Below are 14,672 nucleotides of genomic sequence, written 5' to 3'. Positions count from 1 at the left end.
GATACGATGAGCCCATGGTTTCCCACGACGTGAGCGAAGAGACTCCGGGCACGGTCATGCTCGTAGGCCGCCTGCACGTCGACCTGTGCCGCCTCGCCAGCGCGATGTGTCCGTCCCGCGCTGCGCTCTGATACACCGGCCGAGCGCACCTTTTCACGACCCCCCTCCGCGCGGGGGCCCCAGCAGCGCGCCCTTCACGCCACTTCCGACAGGAGCCCACGCCATGGCCATCGAGGTCCGCATCCCGACCATCCTCCGCACCTACACCGACGGCGAGAAGGCCGTCGAGGGCAGCGGCGGCACCCTCTCCGAGCTTTTCGCCGACCTGGAGACCCGCCACAACGGCATCGAGGCGCGCATCGTCGACGGCGGCAAGCTCCGCCGCTTCGTCAACGTCTACCTGAACGACGAGGACGTCCGCTTCCTCGACGGCATCGACACCAAGCTCACCGACGGCGACAGCGTCACGATCCTGCCGGCCGTCGCCGGCGGCATGGTCTGATCCACATGCGCTACGACTCCTCGCTGGAGGCGGTCGGCAACACGCCGCTCGTCCGCCTCCCCCGGCTCTCGCCCTCCGAAGACGTCCGCATCTGGGCGAAGCTGGAGGACCGCAACCCGACCGGCTCGGTCAAGGACCGCCCCGCGCTCCACATGATCGAGCAGGCGGAGAAGGACGGCCGCCTCACCCCCGGCTGCACCATCCTGGAGCCGACCAGCGGCAACACCGGCATCTCCCTCGCCATGGCCGCCAAGCTCAAGGGCTACCGCATCGTCTGCGTCATGCCCGAGAACACCAGTGAGGAGCGGCGGCAGCTGCTCGCCATGTGGGGCGCCGAGATCATCTCGTCCCCGGCGGCGGGCGGCTCCAACACGGCGGTCCGCGTCGCCAAGGAGCTGGCCGCCGAGCACCCGGACTGGGTGATGCTCTACCAGTACGGCAACCCGCACAACGCGGGCGCCCACTACGCCACCACCGGCCCCGAGATCCTCGCCGACCTGCCCTCGATCACGCACTTCGTGGCCGGGCTCGGCACCACCGGCACCCTCATGGGCGTCGGCCGCTATCTGCGCGAGCACAAGCCCGATGTGAAGATCGTCGCCGCCGAGCCGCGCTACGACGACCTCGTCTACGGGCTGCGGAACCTCGACGAGGGCTTCGTACCGGAGCTGTACGACGCCTCCGTCCTCACCACCCGGTTCTCCGTCGGCTCCGCCGACGCCGTCACCCGTACCCGTGAACTCCTCCAGCAGGAGGGCATTTTCGCGGGCGTCTCCACCGGCGCCGCCCTGCACGCGGCGATCGGCGTCGGCAACAAGGCGCTGAAGGCGGGGGAGAGCGCGGACATCGCGTTCGTCGTCGCCGACGGTGGCTGGAAGTACCTCTCCACCGGCCTCTACACGGCCGCGACCACGGAAGAGGCGATCGCGGCGGTCCAGGGCCAGCTCTGGGCCTGAGCCCCGGTACGGCTCCGGCCTGGTCCCGCCCGGCCAGGCCCGGCCCCACCAGGCCTCGCGCCCCCGCGGCCGATCAGGCCCCGCCCCGCGCGGGTCTACCGCGCCAGATGGCGGACCCGGTTCCACAGGACCGGGTCCGCCATCCCCGCTTTACGGCGGAAACGCGCCACCGGCACCTCCCGCAGCTCGTCCGTCTCCAGGAAGCTCGCCCGCCCCCGCGCGTCGCCCACCACACCCGGCGGCAGCGCGATCACCCCGGGCCGCTCGTCATGGTGCTTGCTGGTGATCTTGGCGACGAGAGCCCGGTCGCCGCGGAGCGAGAGCACCAGACACGGCCGGTCCTTCGAACCGGGCCCGTCCTCGAAGGGCACGTCCGCCCACCAGATCTCCCCCTGCTTCGGCAGCCGCGCCGACGCCCTGTCAGAAGCCTTGCCGGGAGCCTTCCCCGAGGCCCTGCCGGGTGCCCTTCCCGGCGCCTTCCCCGAGGTCGAGGGGCCGCGCGGCGGGCGGGTCCGGCCGGTGGGCCGCCGGGACGAGCGCTTGCGTCCCTCGGCGAGCGCCGTCACCAACGCGAGCAGTACGACTCCGGCCGACGCGAGCCACCATGACGTGTCCATACCTCAAGACCGTACCGGCGCCCCGCCCGCGCCACCGCGACGGCCCGCCTTCCATCCGAACCGGTGACAGAGCCCGTGAGTTCGCCCACAACGGGCCACCACGGAGGAGCCAGGGGCCCGGCCGCGCCGTACGCTCGACAGACCGCACAGCCTCCCCCTCCCCAGCGCGCTTTCCGTATCCGTCCACGGAGGTTCACGCTCCATGAAGCTCACCGTCGTCGGCTGCTCCGGGTCGTTCCCGTCCGCGGACTCGGCCTGTTCGAGCTACCTCGTCGAGGCCGACGGCTTCCGGCTGCTCCTCGACATGGGCAACGGCGCCCTCGGCGAGCTACAGCGTCACATCGGTCTGTACGACCTCGACGCGATCTTCCTCAGCCATCTGCACGCCGACCACTGCATCGACATGTGCGCCTATTTCGTCGCCCGCTACTACCGGCACGAGGGCGGGCGCTGCGGCCAGATCCCGGTGTACGCGCCCGAGGGCGCCGAGCAGCGGCTGACCACGGCGTACGCGGACACGCCCTCGGACAGCTCGATGAGCGAGGTCTTCGACTTCCGCACCCTGAAGCCGGGCTCCTTCGGGATCGGCCCGTTCTCGGTGCGCGTCGAGCGGGTCTGCCACCCGGTGGAGGCGTACGGCATCCGGATCGAGCACGGCGGCCGTTCGCTGACGTACTCCGGGGACACCGGGACCTGCGAGTCGCTGCGCGAGCTGGCCGAGGGCACCGATCTGTTCCTCTGCGAGGCCTCCTTCACCCATGGCAAGGAGGACGTCCCGGCCCTGCACCTCAACGGCCGGGAGGCGGGTGCGGAAGCGGCCCGCGCCTCGGTGGGCCGCCTGGTCCTCACCCACGTACCGCCGTGGACCGACGGCGAGCGGAACCTGGCGGACGCGCGCGCGGTCTACCCGGGCCCGGCGGAGCTGGCCAGACCGGGCGCGGTGTACGAGATCTGAGCGTCTCCCCGTACGCGTACGGGGAGGCGGGCGCAGGTCCGCCGCGTGCGGAAAAGGGGGAAGGCCCCGGAACCTGGACGGTTCCGGGGCCTTCCCCTTGGTGCGGGTGAGGATCACGCCTTGGTGAGGTCCTCGATCTCCTCCTCGGGCTCGCGGCCCGGGGTGGGGAGGTTGAACTTGGTGATCGCGAAGCGGAAGAGCACGTAGTAGACCACCGCGAAGACCAGACCGATCGGGATGATCAGCCAGGGCTTGGTCGAGAGGCTCCAGTTCAGGCCGAAGTCGATCAGACCGGCGGAGAAGGTGAAGCCCGCGTGGACGCCGAAGGCCCAGGTGACGGCCATCGATATGGCGGTCAGGACCGCGTGGATCGCGTAGAGGACCGGCGCGATGAACATGAAGGTGAACTCGATCGGCTCGGTGATACCGGTGACGAAGGAGGTCAGTGCCAGCGAGACCATCATGCCCATGACGGCCTTGCGGCGCTCGGGGCGGGCGGCGTGGGCGATGGCGATCGCGGCGGCCGGGAGGCCGAACATCATGATCGGGAAGAAGCCCGACATGAAGATTCCGGCGCTGGGGTCACCGGCGAAGAAGCGGTTGAGGTCACCGTGGACGACCTCGCCGGCGGCGTTGGTGAAGTCGCCGATCTGGAACCAGGAGACGGTGTTCACGAACTGGTGCATGCCGACCGGGATCAGCGCGCGGTTGATGAGGCCGAAGAGACCGGCGCCACCGGCACCGAGGCCGGTCATCCACTCGCCGAAGCTGGAGATGCCGTTGCCGATGGGCTCCCAGACCAGACCGAAGATCACACCGACGGCGGTGCCGACGAAGGCCATGATGATCGGGACGAGGCGGCGCCCGTTGAAGAAGCCGAGCCAGTCGACCAGCTTGGTGCGGTGGAACCGCTGCCACAGGACGGCGGAGAGCAGACCCATCAGGATGCCGCCGAGAACGCCCGGGTTGTTGTACGTCGCGGCGACGTCGACACCCTTGTTGGCGGTGGTGTTGACGATCGCCTCGGTGACCGGGAAGGCCTTCAGCACATTGCTGTAGACCAGGAAGCCGACCAGCGCGGCGAGGGCGGTGGAGCCGTCCGCCTTCTTGGCGAAGCCGATGGCGACGCCGATACAGAAGAGCATGGGCAGGTTATCGAAGACCGCGCCGCCGGCGGTGGCGAAGACGGAGGCGACCTTGTCCCAGCCGAAACCGTCGGCGCCGAAGACGTCGGGCTGGCCGAGGCGGAGCAAGATACCCGCGGCCGGCAGCACGGCGATCGGCAGCTGCAAGCTGCGACCGACCTTCTGCAGGCCCTGGAACAGGCCGGATCCACGCTTCTTCGCGGGAGCCGCGGCCTGGGCGGTGGCCGTACTCATCAACTTCCTCCAGTGGGGCGCAAGGCGCCGCCAGAGGACAGGGGAAGGGGGGCGGCGGCGACTCGTGGAACGCGGTGTTCCAACCGCGTGGTCTACACCAATGAGTGGTGTAGACCAGTTTTAGCACGTGAGACTTAGATAAGGAACCTACGAATTTCCGAGGTGTGGTCACCGTTCGTGACGAACGACGAAAGGCCCCTGGACACTGGGGTCCAGGGGCCTTCCGGGGGCCGTGCGCGCAGGGCCGAAAGCCCTGCGGGCGGGCGGCCGTACGGCGGTAGATCGGATGGTCGTACTGCGGGAAGTCAAGCGGCCTTATGGCCGGGAGGGCGCCGGGTCACTTGACGTTGTCACGCTCCATCTCCTTCTCCACCTCCTCGGGCTCGCGCCCCGGGGTCGGCAGATTGAACTTGATGATCGCGAACCGGAAGATCACGTAGTACACGATCGCGAATCCGAGACCGATCGGAATGATCAGCCAGGGTTTCGTCGCCAGATTCCAGTTGATCAGGTAGTCGATCAGGCCGGCCGAGAAGCTGAAGCCGTCCTTCACGCCGAACGCCCAGGTCAGCGCCATCGACACACCCGTGAGCACCGCGTGGATCGCGTAGAGCAGCGGCGCGATGAAGAGGAACGAGTACTCCAGCGGCTCCGTGATGCCGGTGACGAACGAGGTCAGGGCCACCGAGAGCATCAGACCGCCGACCTCCTTGCGCCGGTGCGGCTTGGCGCAGTGGGTGATCGCGAGCGCCGCCGCCGGGAGGGCGAACATCATGATCGGGAAGAAGCCCGAGGTGAACTGACCCGCGTTCGGGTCGCCCGCGAGGAACATGCTGATGTCACCGTGGACCACCGTGCCGTCCGGCTTCGTGAACGAACCGAACTGGAACCAGACGGGCACGTTCAGGAACTGATGCAGACCGATCACGAGCAGGGCGCGGTTCGCGACGCCGAAGATGCCCGAGCCCCAGGCGCCGAGCCCGACCAGCCAGTCGCTGAAGCTCTCCAGGGCGTCGCCGATCGGCGGCCAGATCCACAGGCAGAGCGCGGCGAAGGCGATGCCGACGAAGGCCATGATGATCGGGACGAGGCGGCGCCCGTTGAAGAAGCCGAGCCAGTCGACCAGCTTGGTGCGGTGGAACCGCTGCCACAGATAGGCGGCGAACAGGCCCATCAGGATGCCGCCGAAGACCCCGGGGTTCTGGTACGTGTACCCGGCGAAGGTGTCGGCCGCGCCCAGGCAGCCGCCCCCGACGTCCTTCGTGCCGGTCGGGCAGTCCTTCGGGAACTGGCGCAGGACCGTGTAGTAGACGAGGAAGCCGACCACGGCGGCGAGCGCGGTCGAACCGTCCGACTTCTTCGCCATGCCGATCGAGACGCCGATGCAGAACAGCAGCGGCAGCCCGAGGCTGCCGTCGAGCAGGGCGCCGCCCGCGCCGGACATCACCTTGGCGATGTCGTCCCAGCCGAGACCTTCGGCGCCGAAGACATCGGGCTGCCCGAGCCGGTTGATGATGCCGGCGGCGGGCAGCACGGCGATGGGCAGCTGAAGGCTCCGGCCCATCTTCTGGAGCCCCTGGAAGAGTCCGCCGCCCCAGGACTTCTTCCGCCCCGCCGCAGCGCTTTCGGTACTCATCGGCGTCCTTCCTGTCCGGAACAAGCCGGGTCCGCGTCTCGTTGTGAACTGGTGTAGACCACTTGCGATAGGCTCCGGGAGCCCACAGAGGACAGGCCGCCGTTGATCGTCATCATTCGGCAGAACGGCGGCACTCGCTCGTGAAGTTGGGCCAACCGTGGGTTACCGTGACAAAGCGGACCGCAGGTGCGCCGAGATTCGCGTTTCGCGAACGGAACGGACAGGGAGAGACACATGGCCAGCAAGGCTGAGAAGATCGTCGCCGGCCTCGGCGGCATCGAGAACATCGAAGAGGTCGAGGGCTGCATCACCCGTCTGCGCACCGAGGTCATCGACCCGAGCAAGGTCGACGAGGCCGCCCTCAAGGCCGCCGGCGCCCACGGCGTCGTCAAGATGGGCACCGCCATCCAGGTCGTCATCGGCACCGACGCGGACCCGATCGCCGCGGACATCGAAGACATGATGTAAGCAGCCGCGCCCGGCTGCCCCAGCACACCGAGGGGCCCGTTCCGTCGCCGGAACGGGCCCCTCGTGCCGTACGGCTACGCTCGTCGCATGTCTCGTATCGACGGCCGTACCCCCGAACAGCTCCGCCCCGTCACCATCGAACGCGGTTGGAGCAAGCACGCCGAGGGCTCCGTCCTCGTCTCCTTCGGCGACACCAAGGTCTTCTGCACCGCCTCCGTCACCGAAGGCGTCCCCCGCTGGCGCAAGGGCAGCGGCGAGGGCTGGGTGACCGGCGAGTACTCCATGCTCCCCCGCGCCACCAACACCCGCGGCGACCGCGAATCCGTCCGCGGCAAGATCGGCGGCCGGACCCACGAGATCTCCCGCCTCATCGGCCGTTCCCTGCGCGCCGTCATCGACTACAAGGCGCTCGGCGAGAACACCATCGTCCTCGACTGCGACGTCCTCCAGGCCGACGGCGGCACCCGCACCGCCGCCATCACCGGCGCGTACGTGGCCCTCGCCGACGCGGTCGCCTGGGCCCAGGGCAAGAAGCTCGTCAAGGCCGGCCGCAAGCCCCTCACCGGCACCGTCTCCGCCGTCTCCGTCGGCATCGTCGACGGCACCCCCCTCCTCGACCTCTGCTACGAGGAGGACGTCCGCGCCGACACCGACATGAACGTCGTCTGCACCGGCGACGGACGCTTCGTCGAGGTCCAGGGCACCGCCGAGGCCGAGCCCTTCGACCGCGAGGAACTCAACGCCCTCCTCGACCTCGCCTCCGGCGGCTGCGCCGACCTCGCCGAGATCCAGCGCAAGGCCCTCGAAGGCACGCTCTGACGACAGGTCCTGACGACAGGTCCTGACGACCGGTCCTGACAGCAGGTCCCGACGTCAGGCCCTGGCGGCAGGCCCCGGCGGCGCGTGCCCGGGAGGTACGCGCCGAGGGGTACGCGCCGGGGCAACCGCCGGTCCCCCGACGGCGTCCTGTCGGAAAAGCGGGCGCGCGGCTACGATCCGTGCGCCCGCATCCGACGCCCGGTGCGGGCGTCACGCACCGGGGGAGGACCCGACTTGAAGCGCCGTCTCGCACTCGCCGCGGCCACGGCGGTCGCACTCGCCACCGTCCTGAGCGGCTGCGGAGCCCTCGACACCGCCATGGACTGCGTCAAGACCGCCGACGCGATCGCCACCAGCGTCGACCATCTCCAACAGGCCGTCTCCGACGCCTCGAACGACCCGACGCGGATCGAGGAGTCGCTGAACTCCATCTCCGAGGAACTCGGCAAACTCAAGGACACCACGGACAACGCCGACCTCGCCAAGGCGGTCGACGACCTCACCAAGGGCGTCGACAGCGTCCGTACCGCCGTGAAGAACGGCGACGCCACCCCCGACATCACCCCCATCACCGAAGCGGCCGGCGAAGTGGCCAAGGTCTGCACCCCGGGGTGAACGCACTCCGGGACGGACGCCTCGGGATAATCGGGGCATGACCCGTCTGATCCTCGCCACCCGCAACGCGGGCAAGATCACCGAACTCCACGCGATCCTCGCCGACGCGGGCCTCGACCTCGAACTCGTCGGCGCGGACGCGTACCCCGAGATCCCCGACGTCAAGGAAACCGGCGTCACCTTCGCGGAGAACGCCCTGCTCAAGGCCCACGCGCTGGCCCAGGCCACCGGCCTGCCCGCCGTCGCCGACGACTCGGGCCTCTGCGTCGACGTCCTCAACGGAGCACCCGGCATCTTCTCCGCCCGCTGGTCCGGCACCCACGGCGACGACCGCGCCAACCTGGACCTGCTCCTCGCCCAGCTGGGAGACATCGCCGAGGAACACCGCGCCGCCCACTTCGCCTGCGCGGCGGCCCTCGCCCTCCCGGACGGCACGGAACGCGTGGTGGAGGGCCGGATGGAAGGCACCCTCCGCTCCGCCCCGGCCGGCACCAACGGCTTCGGCTACGACCCGATCCTCCAGCCCACCGGCTACGACCGCACCTGCGCCGAACTGACCCCGGCGGAGAAGAACGCCATCAGCCACCGGGGCAAGGCCTTCCGCGCGCTGGTGCCGGTGGTACGGGAGCTGCTGGGCTGAGGTCCGGCGGCCGGTACGACGACGGCAAAGGGCGCGGCCCCCGGAGGGAGCCGCGCCCGTCGACGTGGGCCCGGTGGGACTCGAACCCACGACACACCGGACCTAAACCGGCGCCCTCTGGCCAGCTGGGGTACGGGCCCAGACGGCGACTACCTTACTGCCCCGAGGGAAACGGGTCTGCCCCATCGCGACACCTCGTGATCAGATGCCCAGGTCCCTGATGATCTTGGCGACATGGCCGGTGGCCTTCACGTTGTAGAAGGCGTGTTCGACCTTGCCTTCCTCGTCGACGACGATCGTGGAGCGGATGACACCCGTCACCGTCTTGCCGTACAGCTTCTTCTCGCCGAAGGCGCCGTACGCCTCCAGGGTGCTCTTCTCCGGGTCGCCGACCAGGGTGACCCGGAGGTTCTCCTTCTCGCGGAACTTCGCCAGCTTCTCCGGCTTGTCCGGCGAGACGCCGATGACGTCGTAGCCCGCCGCCGCGAGGACGTCCAGGTTGTCCGTGAAGTCGCAGGCCTGCTTGGTGCAGCCGGGGGTGAGCGCCGCCGGGTAGAAGTAGACGATGACCTTGCGGCCCTTGTGGTCGCCGAGGGAGACCTCGTTGCCGTCCGCGTCGGGCAGGGTGAAGGCGGGGGCGGTGTCGCCGGGCTCTAGTCGCTCGCTCATGGCTCTCCTCGGGATTGTTCGCGTACGCGATGAGAGCCTAATGGGGGTCGGGGACGGCCCGACGGCGACAGAGCTGACAGACTGTCCACAAGGACCGATCACGAACCGGTCGACGACCGGATCACGACTACGGAGGCAGCGCGGTGTCGGACGCCAGGACCCCTGCGCAGATCGAGGCGGACATCGTCCGCCGGCGCGAGCAGCTCGCCGTCACTCTCGACGAGATCGGCATGCGGGTGCACCCCAAGACGATCATCGGCGACGCGAAGGCAAAGGTCGCCTCGACGGTCGACCAGACCGCGGGACGCGCCTTCGTCGCCGTCAACCGCGTCGTCTCGGATGTGAAGGCACGTTTCACCCATGAGGACGGGGCCCCCCGGATGGACCGCGTGCTGCCCGCCGCGCTCGTCGCCGTGGCCGTCGTCGGACTCCTCGTGTCCTCCTCGCGTAAGGAGTCGTCCTCCCGCGAGGGCAAGGGATGACGCCTCCCGGCCACGGGCGTCACGCCCGGACGGGTAGGTTCACTCCGTGAGCGAGAACACGCACGACAAGCTGCCCATCCGGATGCTGCACGACCGGGTCCTGGTCCGTACCGACTCCCCGGAGGGGGAGCGGCGCTCCGGTGGCGGCATCCTGATCCCGGCGACCGCGGCCGTCGGCCGTCGGCTGGCCTGGGCCGAGGTCGTCGCGGTCGGCCAGAACGTCCGGACCGTGGAGATCGGCGACCGGGTCCTGTACGACCCCGAGGACCGCGCCGAGGTCGAGGTGCGCGGAACCGCGTACGTCCTGATGCGGGAGCGCGATCTGCACGCGGTGGCCGCCGACCGCTTCCAGGGGACCTCGGACTCGACCGGCCTCTATTTGTAAGAGCGAAGCACCCTACGGGCCCTGGTGACCAGTGTCACCAGGGCCCGTCGCCGTTCTTTGCTAGCCTGATTCCACCCGACGAGACGCGCCGTACCGGGATCCCGACAAGACGACGCATCCCTGTTTTCCGTCTCTCGGAGGTGTCGTCGTCATGGCCTGGGTTCTTCTGATCATCGCGGGTCTGCTCGAAGTCGGCTGGTCGATCGGGATGAAGTACACCGACGGCTTCACCCGGCTCTGGCCCAGTGTCTTCACCGGTCTCGGCATCGTCGCCTCCATGGTCCTGCTCTCCCAGGCGGCCAAGACGCTGCCCATCGGCACGGCGTACGGCGTCTGGGTCGGCATCGGCGCGGCGGGCGCGGCGGTACTCGGCATGGTGATCCTGGGCGAGCCCGTGACCGCCGCCCGGATCTTCTTCGTCTCCCTGCTCCTGGTCGCCGTGGTCGGCCTGAAGGCGACCTCGGGGCACTGACCGGGGTCACTGCGGGGCCTGAACGCAGGGTTGCCGCGTGGGGACTTGGCACGGGGTTCTGACCGGGGTGGCCTGACCTGGGTGGTCCTGACCGGGGTGGCCTGACCTGGGTGGTCCTGACCGGGGTGGCCTGACCTGGGTGGCCCTGACCGGGGCGGCCTGACCTGGGTGGCCCTGGCCTGGGCCTTCCGTCCGGGCGGCCCGCACCGGTCGCTCACCCGGCCGTTCACCGTTTGCGCCTCCGGTCGCTCGTCGGCCGCTCGCCGTTTCTCCCCTGGCCGCTCACCCGGCCGCCCGCCCGGTCGCTCGTCGGCCGCTCGCCGTTTCTCCCTCCAGCCGCTCACCCGGTCGTTCGCCAGCCGCTCACCGGCCCTACGGGCCCCGGGGCGGCTGCGGGCCGCCGGGCGGGCCGGGGGCGAAGGACGGCCAGGGGTCGGGCGGCGCGGCTTCCGCGTCCCGCCCCGGCCCCGCCTCCGCGCCGCCGCCCGCCCCCGGGGCCGCCCCGGGACCCGCGCCCGTACCCGGCCCCGTGCCTGGCCCCGGATCCGTACCCGATCCTGATCCCGTACCCGGTCCCGCGCCCGAACCGGTACCCGGCTCCGTGCCCGATCCTGGTCCCGTACCCGATCCGGGAACCGGGCCTCCTCCCGGACCTTGTCCCTGTCCCGGCCCCCATCCCGCGCCCGGACCCGGTCCGGGGCCCGGCCTTCCCCCGGGGCCCGTTCCCGCTCCCGGGCCCGACCCCGGCCGTCTCCCCGCCTGCGGTCCCGCCTCTCCCGTCACAGGCGAATCCGCCGCCCCGTCCGTCCCGCCCGCCGGGCCTCCCGGCCGGAACGGGCCGTACGGACCGAACGGCCCCCCGGGTCCCTCCTGTCGTGCCGTCATCCCCTCCGCCCCCGGCATCAGCCGGAGGTCGAAGTCCTGGGGCGGGTCCTCCGCCAGTGCCTCCCGGGTGAAGGCGGCCCAGATCTCGGCGGGCAACCCGCCCCCGTTGATCCGGCGCTGCCCGAGCGCCCCGTACAGCGGCTCCTGGTGGCCCGACTCGGGGTCCTGGCCCATCAGCGCGACGACGGTCGCGAGTTCCGGGGTGTACCCGGCGAACCAGGCGGCCTTGTCGTCCTCCGCCGTGCCGGTCTTGCCCGCCGCCGGGCGTCCGGCGCTCCGCGCGGCCTTCCCGGTGCCCGTGTCGACGACGCTCCGCAGGATCGCCGTGGTCGTGTCGGCGGCCTCCCTGCTGACCGCCTGCCGGGTTCCGACCTTCGGCGACCGCAGCTCCTGCCCGTCCTTGACGACCCGTTCGACCAGGGTGGCTGCGCCGTGCCGGCCGTGCGCGGCGAGAGTGGCGTACGCGGTGGCCATGTCGAGGACGCTGGCGGTGGCGGGACCGAGCGCGATGGAGGGGGAGGCGGTGAGGTCGGGTGTGGAGCCGGGCACGCCGAGGGCGACGGCGGTGCGCCGGACGTGCCCGGGACCGACGTCGACCGCCATCTGCGCGTAAACCGTGTTCACAGAGAGATCGGTGGCGGTGCCCACCGGGATCTCCCCGTAGCTCCGGTCGTCCTCGTTGGAGGGGTCGTACGGGCTGCCGTTCCAGCCTTCCACCGGGCGCCGGTTGTTCCCGTCGTACACGGTGTACGGGGTGATCGGCTCGCCCCGCTGGGTCTGGGCGCCGCTCTGCACGGCCGCCGTGAAGACGAAGGGTTTGAAAGTGGAACCGACCTGGTAGTCACGGCGGGTCGCGTTGTTGACGTACTGCCGGGTGTAGTCGACGCCGCCGTACATGGCGAGGACCTTGCCGTCGGCCGGGTCGACCGCCGCCGCCCCTACGCGCACGTTCCGGTCGGCGGGGAAGCGCGTCGGGTCGAGCCGGGAGACGACCCGCTCCTCTACGGCGTCGACGAGCGCCTCTTGCTTGGCCGGGTCGAGCGTGGTGGTGATCCGGAAACCGCCCCGGGCGAGGGTCTTCTCGTCGACGACGCCATGGCCGGTCAGGAAGTCGGCGACGGCGTGGACGAGATAGCCGCGCTGGCCGGAGAGTCCGGTGGAGGGGCGGGCGGTCTGGGGGGCGGGGAAGCGGAGGGCCGCGCGGGCGGCGGGGGCGAGCCAGCCCTCGGAGACCATGCCGTCGAGGACGTAATCCCAGCGGGCGACGGCCGTGGCGCGGTTCTCGGGGTGGGTGGTGACGTCGTAGGCGCTGGGCGCCTTGAGGAGGGAGGCGAGGTACGCGCCTTCGGCGGTGTCGAGCCGCTCGACGTCCTTGCCGTAGTAGGCGCGGGCGGCGGCCTGGACCCCGTAGGCGTTGCGGCCGAAGTAACTGGTGTTCAGATAGCCCTGGAGGATCTCCTCCTTGCTCTTCTCGCGGCCCAGTTTGATCGCGATGAAGAACTCCTTCACCTTGCGGCTGAGGGTCTGCTCCTGGCCCAGGTAGTAGTTCTTGACGTACTGCTGGGTGATGGTGGAGCCGGACTGGCGGCCCTTGCCGGTGACGGTGTTCCAGGCGGCGCGGAGCATCGCCTTGGGGTCGACCGCCCGCGAGGTGTGGAAGTCGCGGTCCTCGGCGGCGAGGACCGCCTGCCGGAGGGCGGGCGGGACGCGGTCGAGCCGTACGTTCTCGCGGTTGACCTCGCCGTCCCGGGCGAGGGTGCTGCCGTCGCGGTACAGATAGACGTTCGACTGGGCGACGGCCGCCGAGTTGGCGGGCGGGATCTCCACGAGGAGATAGCCCGCGACGAAGGCGCCGACGAGCAGCAGCGTCCCGAGGAGGAACGCGCCGAGCAGGACGCGCAGGGTCCGCCGGAGGGGTCGGCGTCTCGGGGCGGGGGGCGGGGGAGCGGCGAGGGTGGGGTCCCTCGGCTCCCAGCCGGGCGCGGGGACCGGCCGGGGGCCGTCGGGGGCACTCGTATCGGAGGAAGGCGGCATGGCAACCCATATTGCCCCTCTTGTCTCGAAAGTCTGGATTGCGACCCGAATATGACGGTTCCTTGAGTTCCCCTGGACTCCTTCGGCCCGACCGGACGTGACTCGACCGAACGTGATCCGACCGAACGTGACCGGACCCGACCGGACGTGACGGGAAATCCGGTCGCGGCCCCCCGGCCCCGTCGCTAAGGTCGGGCGCTTCGGCTTTTTCGGCGTCTCCGCGGTGCTGCGGCCCGCGAACCGGAAAGGGGAGCAGCATGCTGCGGCTGTACGCGACGGTGGCCGCGGGCGGATTCCGGCGCCATGCCACCTACCGGGTGGCGACGGCGGCGGGCGTCTTCACCAACAGCGTCTTCGGCCTCGTCATCTCCTACACCTACCTCGCCCTGTGGTCCGAGCGCCCGCACCTGGGCGGCTACACGGCGGACGACGCCCTCGCCTACGTCTGGCTCGGCCAGGCCCTGCTGACCGTCTGCGGACTGATGGGCGGCGGCTTCGAGGAGGAGCTGATCGAGCGGATCAGGACGGGGGACATCGCGGTGGACCTCTACCGCCCCGCCGACCTCCAGACCTGGTGGTTCTCGGCCAACGCGGGCCGGTGCGCCTACCAGTTGCTCGGCCGGGGCGTCGCCCCGATGGTGGTCGGCTGGCTCGTCTTCCGCTTCACGCTGCCGTCCGGCCCCGGCACCTGGCTTGCCTTCCTGGTGGCCGTGGTCCTGGGCGCCACGGTCGGTTTCGCGATCTGGTACCTGGTCGCGATGAGCGCGTTCTGGCTGCTCGACGGGCAGGGCGTCTCCCAGCTGGCCTGGCTGAGCGGCCTGTTCTTCTCCGGGATGCTGCTCCCGCTGAACGTCTTCCCCGGCGCGCTAGGCGAGGTCGCCAGAGCCCTGCCCTGGGCGGCGCTCCTCCAGGTGCCCGCCGATGTGTACCTGGGCCGGTACGAGGGCTGGGAGTTGGCGGGGGCGTACGCCTTCCAGGGCTGCTGGGCCCTCGTCCTGCTCGGCGCGGGACGGGCGGCACAGGCGGCGGCGACACGGAAGGTGGTGGTCCAGGGTGGCTGAGGAGGGGACGGACACGGAGAGGGAGAGCCGCCATCCATGCGGAGCCGGGGATGGGGAGGGCGGCTGCCCATACGGCCGGGGGGATGGGGAGGGCGGC

The 14,672-nt window shown here is 70.6% G+C and carries 17 protein-coding genes, 1 tRNA gene and 1 riboswitch; of the genes, 12 read left to right on the top strand and 6 right to left on the bottom strand.

Annotation, left to right across the window (positions count from 1 at the left end; genetic code table 11):
- Positions 1-14 precede the first annotated feature (14 nt).
- From BU197_RS31490 to BU197_RS16115, 3 genes are all read left to right on the top strand, one after another.
- Complete coding sequence (locus BU197_RS31490) at positions 15-131, top strand: putative leader peptide (RefSeq protein WP_317452027.1); 117 nt, start codon at positions 15-17, stop codon at positions 129-131.
- A gap of 92 nt (positions 132-223) precedes the next feature.
- Complete coding sequence (locus BU197_RS16120) at positions 224-502, top strand: MoaD/ThiS family protein (protein ID WP_188268983.1); 279 nt, start codon at positions 224-226, stop codon at positions 500-502.
- 5 nt (positions 503-507) lie between these two features.
- Entirely contained in the window at positions 508-1,458 is a 951-nt protein-coding gene (locus BU197_RS16115; RefSeq protein ID WP_188268982.1) for a PLP-dependent cysteine synthase family protein, read from the top strand.
- Between the two features lie 95 nt (positions 1,459-1,553).
- Here BU197_RS16115 and BU197_RS16110 read toward each other — a convergent pair whose 3' ends face one another.
- Positions 1,554-2,075 (bottom strand): type II toxin-antitoxin system PemK/MazF family toxin, encoded by a 522-nt coding sequence (locus BU197_RS16110; RefSeq protein WP_188268981.1) that lies wholly within the window; start codon positions 2,073-2,075, stop codon positions 1,554-1,556.
- A gap of 202 nt (positions 2,076-2,277) precedes the next feature.
- On the opposite strand from BU197_RS16110, the gene BU197_RS16105 reads away from it, so the two are divergent.
- Positions 2,278-3,030 carry an MBL fold metallo-hydrolase gene (locus BU197_RS16105; protein ID WP_188268980.1) on the top strand — a complete coding sequence of 251 codons (753 nt, stop codon included), beginning with the start codon at positions 2,278-2,280 and terminating at the stop codon, positions 3,028-3,030.
- A gap of 113 nt (positions 3,031-3,143) precedes the next feature.
- Here BU197_RS16105 and BU197_RS16100 read toward each other — a convergent pair whose 3' ends face one another.
- Complete coding sequence (locus tag BU197_RS16100) at positions 3,144-4,409, bottom strand: PTS transporter subunit EIIC (protein WP_188268979.1); 1,266 nt, start codon at positions 4,407-4,409, stop codon at positions 3,144-3,146.
- A gap of 337 nt (positions 4,410-4,746) precedes the next feature.
- Positions 4,747-6,045, bottom strand: a complete 1,299-nt coding sequence (locus tag BU197_RS16095) for a PTS transporter subunit EIIC (RefSeq protein ID WP_188268978.1) — start codon at positions 6,043-6,045, stop codon at positions 4,747-4,749.
- Positions 6,046-6,279: 234 nt separating this feature from the next.
- Between BU197_RS16095 and BU197_RS16090 the strand changes: the two genes are divergently transcribed.
- The 4 genes from BU197_RS16090 (at position 6,280) to rdgB (ending at position 8,587) form a co-directional block, all read left to right on the top strand.
- Positions 6,280-6,513: a glucose PTS transporter subunit EIIB gene (locus BU197_RS16090; protein WP_018517946.1), complete on the top strand. Its 234-nt coding sequence runs from the start codon at positions 6,280-6,282 to the stop codon at positions 6,511-6,513.
- Positions 6,514-6,600: 87 nt separating this feature from the next.
- Positions 6,601-7,332 (top strand): ribonuclease PH, encoded by a 732-nt coding sequence (rph, locus tag BU197_RS16085; protein ID WP_188268977.1) that lies wholly within the window; start codon positions 6,601-6,603, stop codon positions 7,330-7,332.
- A gap of 234 nt (positions 7,333-7,566) precedes the next feature.
- Complete coding sequence (locus BU197_RS16080) at positions 7,567-7,947, top strand: hypothetical protein (protein WP_223182499.1); 381 nt, start codon at positions 7,567-7,569, stop codon at positions 7,945-7,947.
- 37 nt (positions 7,948-7,984) lie between these two features.
- Positions 7,985-8,587 (top strand): RdgB/HAM1 family non-canonical purine NTP pyrophosphatase, encoded by a 603-nt coding sequence (gene rdgB, locus BU197_RS16075; protein ID WP_188268976.1) that lies wholly within the window; start codon positions 7,985-7,987, stop codon positions 8,585-8,587.
- Between the two features lie 65 nt (positions 8,588-8,652).
- Here the strand turns inward: rdgB and BU197_RS16070 are convergent.
- Together BU197_RS16070 and bcp are read right to left on the bottom strand one after the other, a co-directional pair.
- Positions 8,653-8,727 (bottom strand) — tRNA-Leu (locus BU197_RS16070).
- A gap of 61 nt (positions 8,728-8,788) precedes the next feature.
- Positions 8,789-9,256: a thioredoxin-dependent thiol peroxidase gene (bcp, locus tag BU197_RS16065; protein ID WP_188268975.1), complete on the bottom strand. Its 468-nt coding sequence runs from the start codon at positions 9,254-9,256 to the stop codon at positions 8,789-8,791.
- 143 nt (positions 9,257-9,399) lie between these two features.
- Between bcp and BU197_RS16060 the strand changes: the two genes are divergently transcribed.
- The 3 genes from BU197_RS16060 to BU197_RS16050 all read left to right on the top strand — a co-directional run bounded on the left by BU197_RS16060 (position 9,400) and on the right by BU197_RS16050 (position 10,595).
- Entirely contained in the window at positions 9,400-9,738 is a 339-nt protein-coding gene (locus BU197_RS16060; RefSeq protein ID WP_188268974.1) for a DUF3618 domain-containing protein, read from the top strand.
- Between the two features lie 46 nt (positions 9,739-9,784).
- Entirely contained in the window at positions 9,785-10,123 is a 339-nt protein-coding gene (locus BU197_RS16055; protein ID WP_056558350.1) for a GroES family chaperonin, read from the top strand.
- A gap of 54 nt (positions 10,124-10,177) precedes the next feature.
- Positions 10,178-10,242: riboswitch (guanidine-III (ykkC-III) riboswitch) on the top strand.
- Between the two features lie 32 nt (positions 10,243-10,274).
- On the top strand, positions 10,275-10,595 hold the full coding sequence (locus tag BU197_RS16050) for a DMT family transporter (RefSeq protein ID WP_188268973.1): 321 nt from the start codon (positions 10,275-10,277) through the stop codon (positions 10,593-10,595).
- 372 nt (positions 10,596-10,967) lie between these two features.
- On the opposite strand, the gene BU197_RS16045 is transcribed toward BU197_RS16050, so the two are convergent.
- Positions 10,968-13,514 carry a transglycosylase domain-containing protein gene (locus BU197_RS16045; protein ID WP_188268972.1) on the bottom strand — a complete coding sequence of 849 codons (2,547 nt, stop codon included), beginning with the start codon at positions 13,512-13,514 and terminating at the stop codon, positions 10,968-10,970.
- Between the two features lie 260 nt (positions 13,515-13,774).
- Between BU197_RS16045 and BU197_RS16040 the strand changes: the two genes are divergently transcribed.
- Entirely contained in the window at positions 13,775-14,575 is an 801-nt protein-coding gene (locus tag BU197_RS16040) for an ABC transporter permease (RefSeq protein WP_188269006.1), read from the top strand.
- The last annotated feature ends 97 nt before the right edge of the window (positions 14,576-14,672 follow it).

The sequence above is a fragment of the Streptomyces sp. CBMA291 genome (genome assembly GCF_014596525.1).
GTDB lineage: Bacteria > Actinomycetota > Actinomycetes > Streptomycetales > Streptomycetaceae > Streptomyces.
This window is presented reverse-complemented; position numbering and strand designations above follow the sequence as displayed.